Raw genomic sequence first — 20,258 nt, 5'->3', positions numbered from 1 at the left:
TTTGGTGCATAGGTTTGTACAGATAACTTGGAGGGACGCTTCATGAGACTAAAAAAATACGTAATATTCCTGATGATCCTGTCGATTACACTTTACCCTATTATGATGCCTGCTCAAGTTCAAGCGGCTTCGGGGGCGCGTCATGAAAAAGTAGGGAATGATGTGTTTTTGGGAGGAAACTTTATAGAAGTAGGAATTGCGGGAATCGGTTCATTTGGTACGGCAAGCCCCGCACCGGCCGGGTTTCATCCATCGGGAGGAAGAACGGCTATAGGCTTTAACGTGGATAACGACGGCTATGATACGGGAAGCCCTATGAACAGCGGGGACTACTTCCTTCCAGGGTCGCCTTATGAAGCCTTTACCGTCGGTTACCGCAGCGGATCAGAAACGGGTGCGATTAACAAATTTATGAATGCTGCCCGAATAGGATCGAGTCAGATTCCGTCAGTAACTACCGATATTTCCAGCGGGGATACATTGGCGGCGAGAACGATCGGTACAACCTCCGACGGAAAAATTCAAGTCGAGCAGACGGTCTCATTTGGAGTTAATGATAAGTATTTCAAGGTGTCCGTTCAGTTGAAAAACGTATCTGATGAAACGGTATACGATGTGCGTTATATGAAAAGCGTCGATCCTGACATTGATATGGATATGAATTTCACTTTTAATACGTTAAATTCTGTGCCCCAAAATCCTCCTAATGATTCTAGCGCAATCGTGATTTCAAAAGGACCTATAACCGGCAACGCGTTAATCTTGATGTCTGCGGACCCGAACGCAAGAGCATCGGTAGGGTCTGGAAGCGACCCTTATAGTGCCCTCGCTTACGATCCCGATGGAAGCCGATTGCTGAAGCCTGAATCTTCTCAGGATACATGGATTGGATTAACCAGCGCATTAGGAAATATGGCTCCAGATCAATCGAAAACTTTTGAATTTTATGAAAGCTTGAATCCAGACATAGATGAAGCCATTGACAACATATCTCATGAAGCGGCGCCTGTACCTGCTGCGCCAGACGGACTTGCCGCAATCGCGGGCGACGGCCAGGCGAACTTAAGCTGGAACAGCGTGACCGGAGCCACAAGTTATGAAATATATCAAGGAACATCCCCTGGCGAATATGGCGAAAGCGCCGTGGCAACCGTGAGCGGCTCAACCCATAATTATACAGCCATGGGCCTGGAAAATGGTAAAATCTACTATTTTGCGGTTAAGGCAGCAAATGACACCGGAAGCAGCGCATATTCCAATGAGGTTCACGCGACACCTCAGGTTGCGGCGCCAGTATCACCCACGGGACTTGCCGCAATCGCTGGCGATGGCCAGGCGAACTTAAGCTGGAACAGCGTGACCGGAGCCACCTATTATGAAATATACCAAGGGACATCCCCTGGTGAATATGGTGAAAGTGCTTTGGCGACCGTGAGCGGATCGACTTATAATTACACAGCCGCGGGTCTGGTAAACGGCACAACTTACTATTTCGCGGTCAAGGCGGGAAATGACGGCGGAAGCAGCGCATATTCCAATGAGGTACTCGCGACACCTCAGGTAGCAGCGCCCGTCTCACCTGTAGGACTTACCGCAATCGCGGGGGACAGCCAGGCGAACTTAAGCTGGAACAGCGTGACCGGAGCCACCTATTATGAAATATATCAAGGGACATCCCCAGGCGAATATGGTGAAAGTGCTTTGGCGACTGTGAGCGGATCGACTTATAGTTACACTGCGACAGCTCTAACCAATGGCACAACTTATTATTTTGCAGTCAAGGCAGGAAATGACGGCGGAAGCAGCACATATTCCAATGAGGTTTCCGCGACACCTCAGGTTGGGGCGCCCGTGGCACCCGTTGGACTTAGTGCAATCGCGGGCAATGGTCAGGCGAACTTAAGCTGGAACAGCGTGACTGGAGCCACCTATTATGAAATATATCAAGGGACATCCCCAGGCGAATATGGTGAAAGTGCTTTGGCGACCGTGAGCGGATCGACTTATAGTTACACTGCGACAGCTCTAACCAATGGCACAACTTATTATTTTGCAGTCAAGGCAGGAAATGACGGTGGAAGCAGCACATATTCCAATGAGGTTTCCGCGACACCTCAGGTTGGGGCGCCCGTGGCACCCGTTGGACTTAGTGCAATCGCGGGCAATGGTCAGGCGAACTTAAGCTGGAACAGCGTGACTGGAGCCACCTATTACGAAATATATCAAGGGACATCACCAGGCGAATATGGTGAAAGTGCTTTGGCGACCGTGAGCGGATCGACTTATAGTTACACTGCGACAGGTCTAGTGAATGGCACAACTTACTATTTCACAGTCAAGGCGGGAAATGACGGCGGAAGCAGCGCATATTCCATTGAAGCAAACGCAACACCGAAGACGGTCCCGGTATCTCCGACAGATATCATTGCGACAGCAGGTGATGGACAGGCGACCATTCGTTTTACGGCTCCTGCGGATAATGGCGGAAGTGCGATTACTGGTTACGAGATCACTTCTTCGCCAGGCAATATCATCGCGACAGGAACTGCCAGCCCGATTACAATAACAGGTTTGCAGAATGGAACGACTTACACGTTTACGGTAAAAGCGATTAATAGTGCTGGCAGCAGTGCGGCATCCGCAGCCTCCAATGCTGTTACACCTCTGGCGCCGTCCAGCGGCGATGGCGGTAGTACACCTGTTGAGCCGACTGCTCCAAGCATACCGCAGCCAACGGATACAGGAGTCAATGCGATTGTTAATGGCAAGGTGCAGACAGTGGGAACGGAAACCACAATCAAAGTGAATGACCAAACGGTCACAACCGTGGTGATTGATCCTCAGAAGCTTGACGACATCCTTGCAGCAGAAGGTCAGCATCCGGTGATTACGATACCGGTGAATACGAAAGCGGATGTCGTGGTTGGCGAATTGAACGGCCAGATGGTCAAAAACTTGGAACAAAAACAGGCGGTTCTGGAAATCAAAACCGGGAACGCCACCTACACATTACCTGCCCAGCAGATCAATATTACTAATATTTCGGATCAGCTTGGAAAGCCGGTAGCGCTTCAGGATATCAAGGTACAGATCGAAATCGCAGCACCGACGGCAGATACGGTAAGAACGGTCGAGAACTCGGCGGCCAAAGGCCAGTTCACGATTGTCGTTCCGCCGCTTAATTTCACGGTCAGAGGAATTTACGGGGATACCAAGATTGAGGTGTCCAAGTTCAATGCCTATGTGGAACGGACGCTTGCCATTCCGGACGGCACAGACCCTAATAAAATCACTACTGGAGTTGTGATTGAACCGGATGGATCGGTCCGTCATGTACCAACGAAGATTGCTGTTATTGACGGCAAGTATTACGCAAAAGTGAGCAGTTTGACGAACAGTACGTACTCGGTTGTCTGGCATCCGCTTGAGTTCAAGGATGTCGCCAAGCATTGGGCAAAAGATGCGGTGAACGACATGGGTTCAAGAATGATCGTCACCGGCAGCGGTAATGACATGTTCAACCCTGATCAAGACATTACTCGTGCGGAATTTGCAGCAATTATCGTTCGGGGACTGGGACTGAAGCTGGTTAGTGCGGCTGCTCCATTCTCGGATGTACAACAATCGGATTGGTATAACGATATTATTCAAACATCCTATGCCTACAATCTGATCAGCGGGTTTGAAGACGGAACCTTCCGTCCGAACGACAAGATTACGAGGGAACAGGCGATGACAATCATCGCGAAAGCGATGACGATCACTGACCTGAAAGCAAAGCTCCCTTCTAAAGCAGCAGGAGAAGTTCTGAGTTCATTTGCGGATGCGAATAAGATTTCCGGGTGGGCGAAAAATAGTGCTGCCGACTGCTTGCAAGCAGGCATCATTTCCGGCAGAAACAGCAGCCAACTGTCACCAAAGGATAACATTACCAGAGCCGAGGTTGCCGCTATGATTCAGAGACTTCTACAAAAGTCTGAATTGATTAACTAACATTCGTTATATAAAGAGTTATTCTCCAAGTAATAAAATGCTTGGAGGATAACTCTTTCTTTTTGCATTTTCGGGTGTTCGGCGGCTTTTTGCATCAAATTCATGCGAATCTAGTGATCGATCCTTTGGTACAGCTGTTTGATTACATCTTCGATCCTCGGCTCCTGAACAGTCAAATTGTGGATATCCAGAAGGTCGGTGAGCTGCTTGATCATGGGGGCCACCTGCTTGTCGTCTTCGATCCGTCGAACAGCTGGTTGTCCTCCCGCCGTTCGACGGAAGGCCCGTTCCAGGCGGCTTCGTCCCAATTCGGCGCATCCACGACAAGGTAGCGGAAGCCGCCGAACTCAGCGGTCATGACCACCGTGCTGCCGTCGAACAGGATTTGTCCTTTGTCGATGAAGATGACTCTGCGGCATAATTTTTCGATATCGTCCATGTTGTGCGTCGTTAAGATGATGGTTATTTCTTTTTCTTTGTTGATCTTTTGCAGAAAGGATTGGATTTTTTCCTTCGCCAGGATGTCCAGGCCGATCGTCGGTTCATCGAGGAACAGAATTTCCGGCTCGTGCAGCAGGGCCGCGGCAATGTCTCCACGCATCCGTTGGCCCAGGCTTAATTGGCGTACCGGTGTTGAAAGGAAAGAGGACATGTCAAGAATTTCGGTGAACATCTCCAGATTGTGCTGAAAGCGCTCTTTCGGAACATTGTATATTTTCCCGAGCAGCTTGAATGATTCGATGAGCGGCAAATCCCACCAGAGCTGGGTGCGCTGTCCGAACACTACGCCGATATTTCCCGCGTGCTGTTTGCGGTTCTTATACGGCTCCAATCCTTTGACATGGACGGTTCCCGAAGTGGGCACAAGCACACCGGAGAGCATCTTGATGGTGGTTGACTTGCCGGCCCCGTTCGGGCCGATATAGCCGACGAAATCCCCTTTCCGTACAGTAAACGTCACATGGTCCACAACATTTATTGTCTCTTTTTGCATGGAAAAGACGGATTTCAGCAGCTTGAATGAGCCTGCCGGCTTTTTTGGGGAATGGAATTGTCTGACCAAATTGTCGGCTATGATAATGTCCAAGATTTATGTTCCCGCTCCTTTGTAAGCATTTATTCCTTTTGTCCACACGAAATAAGTGACCGAGACCAAGAGCAGCGCCACCAGCGGCGTGAAGTATATCAACAGAGGAGAGAACCCGCCGTCCGTCCGGTTGTCCAGTAAAAAGGAAGAAGGATAATAGCTGATGAACGCGACAGGCAGAACGAAAGTCAGCAGAACCTGGAGATGCGGTTATAGATGGACAGCGGGTAGCGGGTGAACTGCGCGAGCAGCTGATCCAGAATATGGCGCATAGCTCCGCCCTGCAGTGTCCAGAACACCATGCAGCCGATCAGCATTTGAAGCGACCATTCGATGGCCGCGCCGCTAAGAACGATGACGAGCAGATAGGCGATCTTCAAGAACGTCCAGTCCGGAATGTGGGCCATGGATACGGCGAGCCCGATAAGGCCTGCCAGCATATCGCCGAATCCGTAGATTTGAATGTTGAAGGCGGCAAAAGAAAACATCGGATTGAGCGGCCTGACAAGGAAGCGGTCAAATTCGCCGTTTCGGATCAGCGAGTCGAGAAACCAGCTTTGCACAAAAAAGGCGATAAAGATGCCGTGCGTCGTCCGCCAGAGCGAAGTCATGAAGATAAGTTCGTAGGTTCCCCAACCGTTAATTACGGGAACCTTCTGTGTGATGACCCAGGACACCAGGATAAAGGACAACCCGAGAAACGTGATGCTCAACACACCGATGGCGAAATTCAGCGGATACGCCATGTGCGAGCGCAAATTTGCCGATTGCATTGCGATATACAGCTTGATATGTCTGCCGATCAATGGGACCCGCTCCTTACTTGTTATTATCCTCCCGAAATAACCAGCCTGCGTTCGATCCGCCGGAGTACCAGCCTGCTCAGCAGCAGCAGGGCCAGACACCACGCAGCCTGAAAGGCAAGCTGCTCCCAGATGGCGGTTCCCGTTATTTTTCCAATAAACAAGGATAAAGGAATATTGAAAATCCCCTGGAAAGGAAGCCATGAGAGGAACCGGGCGACCGCCTCCGGGAAGAACCAGAGCGGAACCATTGCGCCGGAGCATATGTCGGTGATGACGGTCTTGAACATCTCGATCCCCCATGTTTCCGTAAACAGGACGGCCGACATGCCGACGATAAAATTGATCAAAAAGGACAGCAAAAAGGCGAACAGGACGCTTGCCGCGAAAGCGGCGGCCTGCAGACCGGTCGGATAATCAACGGGGAAAAACAAAAGGATCGCAATCAACTGCGGAATAACGGCATAAATCATGCTATACATGAAGACGCCGACCGCTTTGGAGAAATGCATCCATTCATAATCCCACGGCTTCTGCATATCGAATACGATGGAGCCGTCTCTGACTTTGTCGCTGATTTCATATGAGATGGAAGGGGGGATGATGGCAAACAGGATGACGGAAAGCATCGCATAGGTCTGCATTCCCTGCGAAGACACTCCCGTGGATAGGGCAAGGCCCTGCCCGTTAGAATTCCTGTAGAATGAATAATTTGGACTTTGTACAAAAAAGAGCACCTCTGTAACATGGGAGTTGGATACGGGTCTACAGCCCTTTAATCTCACCATCTAGGAGGTCGCTCTACTATGAAGGTTAAAGCTCAAGACAAGCAAAATCAACTTATTGAAAACATTTCCTCTTTGCATCTGGTTGTCGGTGTAGATATTGCCCAGCAGATGCATGTAGCCCGTGCAGTAAGCTATCGTGGAATTGCTTTGGGATCACCACTTGAGTTCGGCAGCCATGACGAGGGATTCCGCCTGTTCAAACGCTGGATTCAAGATCTGTTCAAGTCTTACAAGCTGAATAAAATCATTGTGGGTATGGAACCCACCGGACATTACTGGCTAAGTCTGGCTCGTTGGCTTCTAGACCAAGGAATTGAGGCTGTTCTTGTTAATCCACACCTCGTTAAAAAGAACAAAGAAAATCGAGACAATACCCCATCCAAAAGCGACCGCAAAGATGCGCTTGTTATCGCGGATATGGTCAAAAACGGATACTATTCCCCCGTACGTTTCAACCCGGAAGCTTATGAGGAACTGCGGATTCTCATGGCCAATCGGGATACGGTCTCCAAACGCCTTAACAGTGCCGTTAACCAGATTCATCGCTGGGTAGATATCGTGTTCCCAGAACTTCGGCATGTCTTTAAAATCCTCACCTGCACGAGTAGCATTGCCACCTTAAGGCTGTTTCCTCTGCCGAAAGAGATTAGCCTTCTAACGACAGAGGAAGTCATTGCCGGCTGGAAGCAATACGTAAAACGTCATGCGGGTTTGCAGCGGGCCGAGCAACTTATTACACTAGCTAAACACAGCGTTGGTGCTACAAAGGCGCTACAAGCCTACAAGTTGCACTTGGGTCAACTGCTCGAAGAATATGACTTGGCACAGCGCCAGCTTGAGCAAATTGAAAACGAAGTACAACTCGTGTTGGAGCGTATTCCCTATGCCCAAAAGTTACTTACCATTCAAGGTATTAATGTAACCAGTCTAGCCGGTGTGTTGGGAGAAGCTGGTGATCTCAGTGGTTACGCACACGGAAATGCCTTACTTCGTCATGCAGGTCTAAATTTGGCTGAAGCCAGCTCTGGGAAATGGCGCGGGAAAATGGTGCTTAGCAAGCGCGGCCGTCCGCGTCTAAGGCGTTTTCTTTATCTTATGACGATGTGTATGGTCATGACCAATCCAGATGTCAGGGCCCTGCACCACCACAATGTAGACGTGAAAAAACTTAAGAAAATGAAATCTATTATGAAATTATGTGGCAAAGTGGCCCGAATACTTGTAGGCCTAGTCAAGAGCAGTGAAGCATATCGCTCAACTAAAGTATTTCCGCAAGCAGCTTAAGCGCGTTATTTCACCAGTTGATGTATTCGCAGGATAGACAAGAAGCACGGAGTATCGGGAGACATTACGCAAAAGGGCTCGGACCCGTTCCGTTAGAAATACCGACCTCCACCCCTTAGTTAGATGTGACGAAGGAATGAAAGGGCGCTTGAGACCCGTTGAGACATGGGAGTGAAAATCGCTAGGGGCGACATGGAGACGTGCAGAATGTGGTATAAATTGGGTGATTTACCCTCACCTTTATTCTTGCATGCCCTTACGGTCGTTCCAGGCCACCGCCTCCTCTAGTTCCTTCTTATCTCTCACATAGCTAAAGGTGAAATCCTGCGAATTCATGAGCCTGCGTGAGAAAACTAAATCATTTCGAGGGAGCGTAAATGGCCTTCCACGCTTCGCGAAAAGCGATTACCAAAATAAACGAGTTCATTACGCGCAGCAGCAAATCAAATTTGTATACCTGCGTGTTTTTCAGCGTGGTTATCGTATAGGCGGCATATTTCCCCACAGCACCACTCTAAAAATTATAACATTCTCGGCTTCGCACCTTCTGATGGATTCCGCGCATATCCTAATTCAAATGGCATTGCCGTCAGGGTGCAAGAGGAAGGCTAATAGGAGAGCGGCAGAGAAATGAGGGAGCTTATGAACAGCTATCGGTGTGAATGGAGAGGTCCTGTTGAGCTGAAGAGCGGGCTGGGCAACGCCAGCCGGGCATATGTTCGGGGGTTGCGGCGGCAAGGTATAAATGTGCAGGTCGGCGCCGGAGCACTAAAGCACTCGGGCAGCCGGCGTTCGGCTGTCAAGAAAGTGCTGATCTGCCATGTTCCGCCGAACCATGTTCATGTTAAAGAGGAGAGGAAGCATTACGACTATGTGATCCTCAACACCGTTTGGGAGACGACGCAGATACCGAACCGCTGGAAGCCGCACATGAATAAATTTGATGCGGTCTTTGTGCCCACGCGCCATAACAAAGAAGCCCTCCGAAAGAGCGGCGTAAAGGTTCCCATCTTCATCGTGCCCCATGGCGTGGATACGAAGGAATACCGTCCGGGCAACCCCAAGCTCAATATACCGGAGCGTAAAGGGAGATTCGTTTTTGTATCCGTCTTTGGGTTCCAGCACCGCAAAAATCCGGAAGGGCTGCTTCGGGCCTATTGGGAGGAGTTCTCAGCCAGTGATTCCGTGCTGCTCGTGATCAAGACCAAAGGCTACAGCTCTCGTGAGAATGAGGCCTGGATTAAGCAACGAATAATCCAGTACAAGAAAAAGCTCGGTCTTGGCAAAAGCACCGCTCCCGTTAAGGTCATCGGCAGGGAGATCTCTCCCGGACAGCTTAAAGGGATTTTTACGCTGGGGGATGCTTTTGTTCTTCCAACTAGAGGGGAAGGCGTAGGCATGCCATTTCTTGAAGCAATGGCCAGCGGTATTCCTGTTATCGCAACGGGATGGGGAGGCCACATGGATTTTTTGAACAGCCGAAATTCTTTCCTGGTGAAATACGTGCTGCAGAACCCGGCTGTCGGCATGAGAAGTGGTCACGCCATATCCCGCAAATTTCATGAACTGTTCGCGCAGCAGGGGCAGCTATGGGCGGAGCCTCGGCTGCAAAGCCTCAAAAAGCAGATGAGAACCGCCTATCAGAATCCCCTTCTGTGCAAGATGAAAGGCCGTCAGGGGCGTCAGGATGTGCTCGGGCTTTCTTGGGATCGATCCGGCAGGATGATGAAGCAGGCCATTGAACAGGTAATCGGAAGAAAGAAAAAGAAATAGGGGAACGGACTGCCGCTAAACACAAGGGTTTCCTGGTGTTCGGCGGCTTTACGCTTTGAACGTTTCCGTGTGGTATACTGGAGATTGCAATGGAAAATTTATGATAATAGAAGGCGAGGGAACTCATGAACTACAGAACACTTGGAAGAACGGGATTAAAAGTATCTGAAGTCGGTTTTGGAGCCTGGGGAATCGGCAAGACGTCATGGATCGGCGCGGATGATCATGAATCGCTTAAAGCGCTGAACCGGTCGCTCGAGCTGGGTTTGAATTTTATCGATACGGCGCTTGGATATGGGGACGGTCACAGCGAGAAGCTGGTTGGACAAGTCGTCCGGGAACATGCGGGGAATATTTATGTAGCGACCAAAATCCCGCCGAAGAACAGACAGTGGCCTGCCCGCAGCGGTGTGCCGGCAGAAGAGACATTCACGGCGGAGCATGTGATTTCCTGCACGGAGCAAAGCTTGCGCAACCTGGGTCTTGAGACGATTGATGTTCAGCAGTTCCATGTCTGGTCTGATGAATGGCTTGGTACAGGGGATTGGCTGGAAGGTGTGCAGAAGCTGAAGGAACAGGGGAAGATCCGGTTCTTCGGCGTTTCCATCAATGACTATCAGCCTAGCAATGCGATTAAGCTGATTGAAAGCGGTCTCGTTGATACGGTGCAGGTTATTTATAATATATTTGAACAGAGTCCGGAGGACGAGCTGCTGCCGGCGTGCGAGAAGCATGATATCGGGGTTATCGTCCGGGTTGCGCTGGATGAAGGCGGGTTAACAGGGAAAATCACGCCGGAAACGGTCTTCGATAAAGGTGATTTCCGCAATCATTATTTCAAGGATGACCGCAAGCGGGAGGTCTTCGAGCGGGTGCAGCAAATTGCGGCCGATTTGAATATCTCTGTGGATGACATGGCGGAGACGGCACTGCGCTATGTGCTCAGCAGCCCGGCCGTTTCAACGGTTATTCCGGGCATGCGCTCCGTTGCCAACGTGGAACGCAATATGAAGATCGGAGACGGTTTGGGTCTTCCCCAGGATCAGCTCGCCAAGCTGAAAACGCACCGCTGGATTCGAAATTTCTATAACTGATACAGGTATGATAAAGCCGCTTGAACATATTCATTGTTCGCGGCTTTATTTACTGCCTTTCGCATAATCCGGATTTAAGGTAGAATGATTGAAACTGGTTTCAATATTTGTTGAAGAGAGGTGAACAAGCCGATGACAACCATAATCGATGTGGCCCGCCTGGCCGGAGTATCCAAGACAACCGTTTCCCGGGTGATCAACAACTATCCCCATATTTCGTCGGACAAAAAAGAGCAGGTGCTCAAGGCAATGGAACAGCTAGGATTTACGCCAAATCCTTCCGCAAGAAGATTAAGAGGCCAGCTTGCCACAACCATCGCGGTGGTAGTCCCGAAGATTGTGAATCCGTTCTTTTCCTATTTGGTGGACGCCATCGAACAGGTAGGTTACCGGAATGGCTACCAGACCCTGATCTGCCAGACGAACGAGGATAAAGAGAAAGAGCTATCCTATTTAAATCTGCTGAAGACGAAGCAGGCGGACGGAATCATTATGGCATCCATTGAGAATGATTGGGAGGACATTAAGCCTTATACGGAATACGGTCCCATTGTGCTGTGCAACGAATACATCAACAGGCCGGATGTCCCCATGATCAGGGTAGACCAATATCAAGGAACCTACATCGGCGTCAAGCATCTGATCGAAAGAGGGCATCGGAAGATAGCTTACTGCACCGGCGGATTGTTCACGGCATTTGGAAAAGACAAGGATCGGAATCTGGGTTATCAAAAAGCGCTGGAAGAAGCCGGCATCCAAGTGAATCCGAGCTGGATTCTGGTTGATAAGCATACGATTGAAGACGGAAAACAAGTGATGCAGCTGCTCCTCGATATGAAGGACCGTCCGACGGCCGTATTTACCGGGAGCGACGAAATTGCCGGAGGGCTGATGATGGCCGCGAAAAAAGCCGGTTTGTCCGTTCCTCAAGATTTAGCCATCATCGGTTTCGATGATCAACCCATAGCGGAAGTGCTTGATCCGGGACTCACAACCATTCGGCAGCCTATTGAACAAATGGGGAAGAAAGCGGGGGAGGTTCTTCTAAACATCCTGAACCAATCCGGACCCGATTCGGCCGTGTATGAACTTCCCGTAGAATTGATCGTCCGACAATCCACTTGACATTAAAGAGTGGATCATACGGATTGTCTTTTTTAGAATTGGGAACGTTACCAGAAGTGAAGACCCGTTATTCTTTATGAAATGCTCTAAAACAGCCGGTTATTCACTCTATTGGATATCATTTCAGTCAAAGATTAGAAAAATATATGTTGAAAACGTTACCATCGGATGATATAGTATATCCATAATCACTTCAGATGATTGGTAAGGGGGATTAAATCTCTGAAATTGGTATCGTTACCAAACTTTCTGCGGGGATTATACCATTAAAGTTAATTACATTTATGGAGGGGTTTCTTTTGAAAAAGACATTGGCTTTATTCCTCGTTTTTTTAATGGCTGTTTCCTTGACGGCATGCGGCGGCTCCAATGAATCGGGTTCATCGGCGTCAGGCAGTCCTGAAGCAGGCTCCAAAGACGGGAAAGTCAGCATTATTATTACCAACGGTAAAGGCGAGATCGCTACCCAGTGGGAGCAGGCGGCCAAAGATTTTATGGCGGCAAATCCGGATATCGAGGTTGAGGCAATCTCACAGGCTGTTGGCGATACGGTCAATTTGCTGGATAAACTCACTGCCTCCGGTAAAACAGTCACAATGGCGATGATGGCACCCGATTCGATCGTCAACAAATACAAAGATTTCGGTGTTGATCTTTCCGGTGAGAAATGGAACGCCGATACGGTGTATGGCGTTAAAGACGCGAGCGGCAAAGTCGCCGGTTTCCCGTTCTCCATCGAAGGCTTTGGACTCGTATACAACAAAAGCGTTGTGGAAAAAGCGACAGGAGGCACGTTTGATCCTTATTCCATCAATACCCGCGACAAATTGAAAGCGCTGTTCGATAAAATTCAGGCTTCCGGCGTGAAGTATCCGGTCGCTTACCAAACGGAGAACTGGTCGGTTGCCAACCATTACAGCACGCAGTTCCTGAATCAGGCTGAGGACCCAAGCACGATTGTAGAGCAGCTGAAAGCCGGCACCTTCGATCTGGCGAGCAACCCTGTATGGAACGGCTACTACGATACGATGGATCTGCTGGCATCTCCGCAATACAACAAATACGGCGAACGTCCTCTGGGCAAATATTACGACGATGCGCATTTAAGCGTAGGCAAAGGGGAGTCGGCCATTCTGTTTAACGGAAACTGGGCATTCGATTCGTTGAAGGCGGTTTCAGGAGAATCCTTCGGATTTATACCGGTTCCGGTTGATAACAATCCCGACAATCCGCTCAACAACAAAATCGCTGCCGGTCCGACCAATATCCTGGTCATTAACAAAGCGGCGACACCCGCTGAGCAGGATGCGGCGAAGAAGTTCCTGAACTGGATCGTATACGATCAAAAAGGGCAGGATTTCCTGGTCAACCAAGCCCAAATTGTTTCCGCTTTCAAGAACAATCCGAATAAAGTGACCAACCCGCTCGGGGCCGCGATCGCGGAGGCCGTGCAAGCAGGCAAAACACTGCCGTTCAGTTCCAACTATGTAAAGGTTGAGGATTGGGGCAACATCCTTGCGCCGGATATTCAAAAATATATTGCGAAGAAAGAATCCCGCACCGATCTTGCCAAAGTAATTGAAAATTATTTCAAAACCCAGAAATAAGACAACTGACGGAACCAAACGAGTGCTGGCAGTAACTCTGGAAAAGGCGGGGCGTTCCCCGTTCTTTTCCACAACTTTAAGCTTTAGGGGTGAAATCTATGATAACGGAAAAAAGCCGGCTGAAGTCGCTGGGCAACCAGTTGTTTTTTACCGGTCCAACGATCATTTTCTTTGCCTTGGCGGTACTGATTCCTTTCGCCTATGGCCTATACCTTACGCTGACGGATATGACTTCTCCTATTAATCCAATCAAGTTCTCAGGCTTCGGCAACTATAAAACAGCATTTATGGATACCGCATTCTGGGAATCCATGTGGCTGACGGTAGAATTCGTTGTCGCGACGGTCCTAATCATTAATATCCTTGGCTTTATTCTGGCTTTCCTGGTCACCTCCGGAGTAAGGATGCAAAATTTCTTTCGGACGTCGCTGTTTACTCCCAATCTGATCGGCGGATTGATTCTCGGCTATATCTGGCAGTTTATTTTCGTGCAGACGCTTCCGTCCATTGGCGACAAGCTCGGAATCGAGTGGCTGCGGCTGGGCTGGCTGGGAGATGAGCATCTGGCTTTCTGGGCCATCGTTATTGTGACGATCTGGCAATCGGCGGGATATATGATGATTATCTTTGTCGCAGGTTTGATCAATGTGCCGAAAGATGTGATGGAGGCGTCCACCATTGACGGGGCAAACGCTTGGCAGCGCTTGAGAAATGTCACTCTGCCGCTGATGGTTCCATCTTTTGTCGTCACGGTTTTTTTAACCTTGAAAAATGCCTTTATGGTTTATGATGTGAACTACTCCCTGACCGCAGGCGGGCCTTACGGCAGTACGACTATGGTATCCATGCATGTCGTTCAAAAAGCCTTTTCGGAAAATATCTACGGCGTCGGTCAAGCCGAAGCGATCATGCTGTTCGTCATTGTGGCGGTCATTACGGGACTGCAAGTCTATTTCAGCAAGAAAATGGAGGTTGCCGCCTAATGGAAGCCAGAAAAAAAGCCGCTTCATTCCTGACTTATCTATTGCTGGCCGTATCCTTTGTCCTGTTTGTCTTTCCGTTCTTCCTTATGCTTGTCAACTCCTTCAAGAACAACGGGGAAATACTCGAAAGCCCGTTTTCTCTGCCGCACAGTCTTGATTTTGGCCGTTTTGCCGAAGTCATTGATAAAATGAATTTCTTTGTTTCATTCAGAAATACGGTCGTCATTACTTTTCTGAGTGTTCTGTTCATCGGCATTTTCGCGGCAATGACCGCTTATTACATGGTAAGACGTCCGACCAAATTCAATAACGGGCTCTTTGCCCTGATGGTCGCTTCGATGATTATTCCTTTTCAATCCATCATGATTCCGCTGATCTATATTTATGGAGCCAAGCTTCACTGGATCGATGCCGCGCCGATTCCGCTGCTGATCATCTTGTATATCGGATTCGGGAGCGCGCTCTCCATCTTCATGTATCACGGTTTTGTAAAATCGATCCCTTATGAACTGGAAGAAGCTTCATTGCTGGACGGGTGCACACGGCCGCAGACTTTTTTCAAAATTGTGCTGCCCATGCTCGCTCCGACCTCCGTCACAATCGCCATTCTGAACGTGCTGTGGATCTGGAACGACTACCTGCTGCCCTCTTTGGTGCTTACGAAAGAACAGGATTTCACCATGCCGATCAAAATGAAGGTCTTCAACGGTACGTATATGAACAACTGGGAGCTGCTGATTCCCGCGCTGCTGCTGACCATCCTGCCTGTTCTTGTCGCCTATCTGTTCGGACAACGCTATATTATCCGGGGCGTCAGCCAGGGAGCGATCAAATAAAGTATAGATAAAAATATGCGAAACCTGGAGGAAGTGTGGAGCTATGGAAAACAGAGACCGCAACTGGTGGAAGGAAAGTGTCGTTTATCAAATTTATCCCCGAAGCTTTCAGGATTCGGGTGGAGACGGAATCGGGGATCTGCGCGGTATCATCAACCGGCTCGGATACCTCAGCGATTTGGGCATCGACGTCATTTGGGTATGCCCGGTTTACGACTCGCCGAACGACGATAACGGGTACGACATTCGGGATTTCTATAAAATGCAGGCCGAATATGGAACAATGGAAGATATGCTCGAACTGATAGCCAAAGCGGAAGCCCTCGGTATCCGCATTATCATGGACCTGGTGGCGAACCATACCTCGGATGAACATGCCTGGTTCGTAGAATCCCGCAGCTCCAAAGACAATCCGAAACGCGACTGGTATATATGGAAGCCGGGTTCGGGCGGAGAAGAGCCGACCAACTGGGAGTCGAATTTCGGGGGTTCCGCCTGGGAGTATGACGAGAACACGCAGGAATATTATCTGCACTGTTTTTCCAGAAAGCAGCCGGATCTGAACTGGGAGAACCCCGAAGTTCGCCGGAATATTTTCTCCATGATGGAATGGTGGATCGACAAAGGAATCGCCGGATTTCGCATCGACGCGATTACCTTTATTAAGAAGAATCAGCAATTTCCGCAACTGAAGACGGAGGGCAGCCGCCGCTATGCGCCTCTTGCCGAGGCAAGCCTGAATCAACCCGGCATCTTGGATTTTCTGCACGAAATGAAACGGGAGGTGCTTGAACCGCGCAATGTGATGACCGTCGCGGAGGCTCCGGGAGTTCCGATTGAGCAGATTCATGATTATGTGGATGAGCAGAGCGGCGTTTTTAATATGATTTTTCAATTTGATCATGTGGATCTGGACGTCAAGCCGATGGCTAGAGGAATCTATCATCCCTGGAAGCTGACTGACTTCAAGCATGCCCTGTCCAAATGGCAGAGGGAAACTGCCAATAAAGGATGGATGGCGCTGTTCATGGAGAACCATGACCACGTCCGTTCAGTTTCGAAATTCGGCTGCGATGGGCCATTCCGCGAGGAATCGGCCAAAATGCTGGCCGCCTACTATTTTCTGATGCGGGGAACTCCTTTTATCTATCAAGGGCAGGAGATTGGCATGACCAATCATTACTTTACTTCGATAGAGGAGTACAGGGATATTGAAAGCATCAATTTTCACTCTTACGAAACGGTCCTTGGCAGACCCGAGGTTGGCATTATGGAACATCTGGCGAAGAGAAGCCGGGACCAGGGGCGCATGCCGATGCAGTGGAGTCCGGAGCCGATGGCCGGATTTACCTCCGGGGTGCCTTGGCTGTCAGTGAATCCGAATTATTCGTCGATTAATGTGGAGCAGTCGCTGCGTGATGACAATTCGATTCTGCATTTCTACCGGAAGCTGATCAGGCTGCGCCGCGAGAATAAAGCGTTGATATACGGCGGCTATCGGGAGATTTATACGGATTCCGAGGAGCTTGGCGGATATGTTCGGGCCTTGGGTAACGAGGAGTGGACGGTATTATGCAATTTTACGGACCGAAGCATTACATTAGCCGAACCGGTTGCAGGCTCAATTATACTGTCCAATCTGAAAGAGCATAACAACGGCATGCTGAAGCCATATGAAAGTTTGATATGTAAAGCGGAATGAATCTCTGAGCTGTAGTTACTCTTTTCATACGGATTCGGCTATAATATTTCTTAATGCGACCGTAAAAAGAGTGTATGGAGGCTCATTCATGAATTCGAAGAACAGCGTAATTACAAAATTAAATCTGAATAAATACCCTTCTAAATTGATCCTGAATAAACCGGAAGATATTGATGATTTTAATGAATTGGACTTTGATTCCGCCTTCATAAGAGAGCAATACGATTTGATTTTTATCTTTGTTTTTAATCTCGAGCAATTTGGCAGCGGCTTGCAGAACGTCATTGAAAACCAAGCCTTGGTTGACGACGGATATTTATACTTTGCTTATCCCAAGAAAAACAATCCGAAATACAAAGAATTCATAGACCGGGACAGAATCATGGTTCAACTCCCCGTTGACGAGGATGGGTATGTACAGAACAGCCGTTTGAAATTTTCAAGGATGGTCAGTCTGGATGAGGTATTCACCGTCGTCGGCCTGAAGTCGCAAGCCCCTAAAATGAAGAAAACAGCCGGCACCAAGAGCAGTCAATGCGTTGATGATTATATCGGTAACATTTCGGATATCAAGCAATATTTGGAGAGCGATGAAGAAGTATTGACCGTCTACAATCAATTAACCTTCGGCTACCAGAAGGACTGGGCCCGTTACGTGTACAGCGCGAAGAGAAGCGAGACGCAGGAGAAACGATTGGGCGAGATGAAAGATATTTTAGCCCAAGGTTATAAGTCAATCGATCTGTATAGAAGAAGAGGGCAATAGTGTTGATGTGTTAAAAATTAAAATATTGACAATTTGCCGGTGCAAAACTAAGATGTAAAATATCATGAATTCCGAGTGGAATAGTTGATATTATTTCGCTGACCAGACTGCTGGAGGCTTGATTACCCAATCAGGCCTCCTTTTTTGCGTTTCGGTTCGGAAAATAGAGAATATGACAAGGAGTGTATGAGAATGAGTGAAGAAGCAAGAAACCGGATTGTGAAATATTTGAACGATACCCGTTTTGTTGTTTTGGCGACGGTCAATAACGATCAATCGCCGGTTTTGAGAAGTCTGGGTTCCTTTGTAGCCGACGGGTACACGATTTATTTTTCAACTCATAAAAACAGCAAGAAGGTGGAGCAGATTCAGGAGAATCCGAAGATCGTCCTCTTCTTCCAGCATGAGAATCAGGAACTTTCAAGCTTTGTTAATGTTTCCGTACACGGGACAGCTGAGGCGATTGCCGATCAGGCTGAGATCGACCGGGCGATTCAGCAGCTGGGCAGCCGTAATCCGCGGTTTAAAGAAAGAGCGGAGAAGGGCCTGCTGCAGGATACGGCTTTCTATAAGGTGGATGCCCGGGAACTGAAGGTGCTTGATTTCTCCAAGGGAAGCGGAGCGGGCGCCGTCGAAGTCATCGCGGTATAGTCGATATTAACGAAACGGAGGCCAGTATATGGCGAAGCAGAAAACAGGTGAAACCCCGTTAAGAATTGGCGTACTCGGTGCGCTTGTATCGGAAATCGAACCGCTGCTCGGCTGGGTGCAGCACGTTCGCCGTATACCTACGCCGGTCGGGCTGCTCTATCAAGCCTCGTATGGAGAACATGAGCTGTTCCTGGGCGTGGCAGGCACGCAGAAGACGAATACGGCGGCTGCGCTTCAGGCGCTTATCACCGGCTACAGTCCGGATGTTCTGTTCTTTACCGGCGTCGCCGGGTCGCTTGACCCGGAGCTTTCATTAAACGATGTGGTGCTGGCTTCGTCGGTCGTGCATCACGACGCGGGAGTCCTGTACGGAAGCCCGCTGGCGTTTCATCCGTTTGGCCCGAGAATCGTGGACGAAGCTTCGGAGCATGCGGCTCTATGGGGCAGGGTCAACCGCTTCGACAGCGACAGTGGGCTGCTGCGGGCGGCCCGTCAAGCGGCGATAAAGCTTACGTCATCGGCGCCTGACCGTAAATTCAAAGAGGGAGTCATCGCGACGGGGGATCAGGTCGTCTTCTCGTCCGAGAAGCGGCAGCAGATCAGGGACCAGTTCGAAGCCCTGGCCGTCGAGACGGAAGGGGCGGCTTTCGCTCAGGTCGCTTGGACGAATAAGGTGCCGTTCCTTGTGGTCCGTTCCATTTCCGACGACGCCCATGAGCAGTCGTTAAGCCCCGAAAAGCTGGAGCGCATTGTGTCCGCCATAGCCATTCATACACCCGAAGAAGAGGCTGGAAATGAACTGGCGCGCACGATTAATACGGTGGCTGAAAGCGCAGCGGCGCTTGTCCTTGCTACAATTGATGAACTGCCGGATCATTTGCTGTTAAACGGTCTTGCCGACTCAACCGATTCTGAAGCTGTTTAGTCAGCGGCGGTCATGAGCGGTGAGCAGTCGTCCGCCTCAAGCATGAAATCCACCCATCCGGAAGAAAAGCCTGTCCGCGAGTAACCTACGGACAGGCTTTTCTTGAAATATAAGACTGTAATAGTTTCACACTTATAAATGGCTTATTCGAGCGGAGGGCAAAGGGGCAATTTTTTCCTCAGAATTCTTTACCGATCGTTCTCAATATGCTATGATGTTTTTGCAAGGAGGCAGAGGTGAATAAATATGGCTAGAAGCAAAGAGTTTGATATTGATACGGTGTTACGAAAAGCGATGTACTTGTTTTGGAGTCAAGGTTATGAGAAGACCTCCATGAAGGATCTGGTGGAAACGATGGGGGTCCATAAACGAAGCATGTACGATACGTTCGGAGACAAGCATGCTTTATTTATGAAAGCCATGGAACGGTACAATGAGTTGGTGAGAGCTTCCGTCGACGCCCGCATTCAAGGTCAAACATCCGCGAAACAGGCGATCCGTTCTATTTTCGAAATGGTAATCAACGTGGAGGATGTTCGGCCGGCAGGATGCCTGATCGTAAATACGGCGTGTGAACTGGCCTTGCTGGACCCGGAAGCGGCTGCCAAAGTCAGTGAGTATTTTGCCAAGACGGAGAACCTTCTTTCCGAGCTGATCACGCACGGTCAAGCCACGGGGGAAATTTCCGGACATTATGACGCAGGACAGCTTTCCCATTATTTACTCAATGCGTTAACGGGCTTGCGGGTATTAGTGAAAACAACGAACGACAGACAGAAGCTGGAAAACATTATCGACATGACGCTGGCTGTATTGGATTAAATTTTTTTTAATAATTTGA

16 protein-coding genes and 1 pseudogene are annotated in these 20,258 nt (G+C 49.3%); 13 read left to right on the top strand and 4 right to left on the bottom strand.

Features of this window, described 5'->3' with window-relative positions:
* Positions 1–42: 42 nt before the first annotated feature.
* The gene (locus tag EH198_RS25025) at positions 43–3,993 is read left to right on the top strand and encodes a fibronectin type III domain-containing protein (RefSeq protein WP_246014114.1); all 3,951 of its coding nucleotides are present in this window, start codon (positions 43–45) and stop codon (positions 3,991–3,993) included.
* A 211-nt stretch (positions 3,994–4,204) separates the two neighbouring features.
* On the opposite strand, the gene EH198_RS05590 is transcribed toward EH198_RS25025, so the two are convergent.
* From EH198_RS05590 to EH198_RS24500, 3 genes and pseudogenes are all read right to left on the bottom strand, one after another.
* Positions 4,205–5,080 (bottom strand): ABC transporter ATP-binding protein, encoded by an 876-nt coding sequence (locus EH198_RS05590; protein ID WP_246014113.1) that lies wholly within the window; start codon positions 5,078–5,080, stop codon positions 4,205–4,207.
* Between the two features lie 3 nt (positions 5,081–5,083).
* A pseudogene (locus EH198_RS05580) lies at positions 5,084–5,826 on the bottom strand (ABC transporter permease).
* A gap of 83 nt (positions 5,827–5,909) precedes the next feature.
* Positions 5,910–6,527, bottom strand: a complete 618-nt coding sequence (locus EH198_RS24500) for an ABC transporter permease (RefSeq protein WP_185702767.1) — start codon at positions 6,525–6,527, stop codon at positions 5,910–5,912.
* A 162-nt stretch (positions 6,528–6,689) separates the two neighbouring features.
* Here EH198_RS24500 and EH198_RS05575 point away from each other — a divergent pair, with 162 nt between their 5' ends.
* Positions 6,690–7,955 (top strand): IS110 family RNA-guided transposase, encoded by a 1,266-nt coding sequence (locus EH198_RS05575; protein WP_124694567.1) that lies wholly within the window; start codon positions 6,690–6,692, stop codon positions 7,953–7,955.
* Between the two features lie 358 nt (positions 7,956–8,313).
* Here the strand turns inward: EH198_RS05575 and EH198_RS24495 are convergent, their stop codons facing one another.
* On the bottom strand, positions 8,314–8,460 hold the full coding sequence (locus EH198_RS24495; RefSeq protein ID WP_185702766.1) for a hypothetical protein: 147 nt from the start codon (positions 8,458–8,460) through the stop codon (positions 8,314–8,316).
* 137 nt (positions 8,461–8,597) lie between these two features.
* Between EH198_RS24495 and EH198_RS05570 the strand changes: the two genes are divergently transcribed.
* The 11 genes from EH198_RS05570 to EH198_RS05520 all read left to right on the top strand — a co-directional run bounded on the left by EH198_RS05570 (position 8,598) and on the right by EH198_RS05520 (position 20,239).
* Positions 8,598–9,728 (top strand): glycosyltransferase, encoded by a 1,131-nt coding sequence (locus EH198_RS05570; protein WP_124694566.1) that lies wholly within the window; start codon positions 8,598–8,600, stop codon positions 9,726–9,728.
* Positions 9,729–9,853: 125 nt separating this feature from the next.
* Positions 9,854–10,822 (top strand): aldo/keto reductase, encoded by a 969-nt coding sequence (locus EH198_RS05565; protein ID WP_124694565.1) that lies wholly within the window; start codon positions 9,854–9,856, stop codon positions 10,820–10,822.
* A gap of 132 nt (positions 10,823–10,954) precedes the next feature.
* A complete protein-coding gene (locus tag EH198_RS05560; protein ID WP_124694564.1) occupies positions 10,955–11,947 on the top strand; it encodes a LacI family DNA-binding transcriptional regulator in 993 nt (330 codons plus the stop codon).
* Positions 11,948–12,246: 299 nt separating this feature from the next.
* The gene (locus EH198_RS05555; protein WP_124694563.1) at positions 12,247–13,554 is read left to right on the top strand and encodes an ABC transporter substrate-binding protein; all 1,308 of its coding nucleotides are present in this window, start codon (positions 12,247–12,249) and stop codon (positions 13,552–13,554) included.
* Between the two features lie 98 nt (positions 13,555–13,652).
* The gene (locus EH198_RS05550) at positions 13,653–14,537 is read left to right on the top strand and encodes a carbohydrate ABC transporter permease (RefSeq protein WP_124694562.1); all 885 of its coding nucleotides are present in this window, start codon (positions 13,653–13,655) and stop codon (positions 14,535–14,537) included.
* Positions 14,537–15,373 (top strand): carbohydrate ABC transporter permease, encoded by an 837-nt coding sequence (locus EH198_RS05545; protein WP_124694561.1) that lies wholly within the window; start codon positions 14,537–14,539, stop codon positions 15,371–15,373. Before EH198_RS05550 ends, EH198_RS05545 begins: the two co-directional genes overlap by 1 nt.
* 43 nt (positions 15,374–15,416) lie before the next feature.
* Positions 15,417–17,075 (top strand): glycoside hydrolase family 13 protein, encoded by a 1,659-nt coding sequence (locus EH198_RS05540; RefSeq protein ID WP_124694560.1) that lies wholly within the window; start codon positions 15,417–15,419, stop codon positions 17,073–17,075.
* An 88-nt stretch (positions 17,076–17,163) separates the two neighbouring features.
* Positions 17,164–17,841 (top strand): YdeI/OmpD-associated family protein, encoded by a 678-nt coding sequence (locus EH198_RS05535; protein WP_124694559.1) that lies wholly within the window; start codon positions 17,164–17,166, stop codon positions 17,839–17,841.
* A gap of 192 nt (positions 17,842–18,033) precedes the next feature.
* Complete coding sequence (locus EH198_RS05530) at positions 18,034–18,492, top strand: pyridoxamine 5'-phosphate oxidase family protein (protein ID WP_221621487.1); 459 nt, start codon at positions 18,034–18,036, stop codon at positions 18,490–18,492.
* Between the two features lie 28 nt (positions 18,493–18,520).
* Entirely contained in the window at positions 18,521–19,417 is an 897-nt protein-coding gene (gene mtnN / locus EH198_RS05525; RefSeq protein WP_124694557.1) for a 5'-methylthioadenosine/S-adenosylhomocysteine nucleosidase, read from the top strand.
* A gap of 246 nt (positions 19,418–19,663) precedes the next feature.
* Positions 19,664–20,239: a TetR/AcrR family transcriptional regulator gene (locus EH198_RS05520; protein ID WP_124694556.1), complete on the top strand. Its 576-nt coding sequence runs from the start codon at positions 19,664–19,666 to the stop codon at positions 20,237–20,239.
* Positions 20,240–20,258: the final 19 nt, after the last annotated feature.

Origin of the sequence: Paenibacillus rhizophilus (assembly GCF_003854965.1) — a bacterium.
Lineage (GTDB): Bacteria > Bacillota > Bacilli > Paenibacillales > Paenibacillaceae > Paenibacillus_AQ > Paenibacillus_AQ rhizophilus.
Note: the sequence above shows the minus strand (reverse complement) of the source record. Positions and strands in the feature narration are given on the sequence as shown.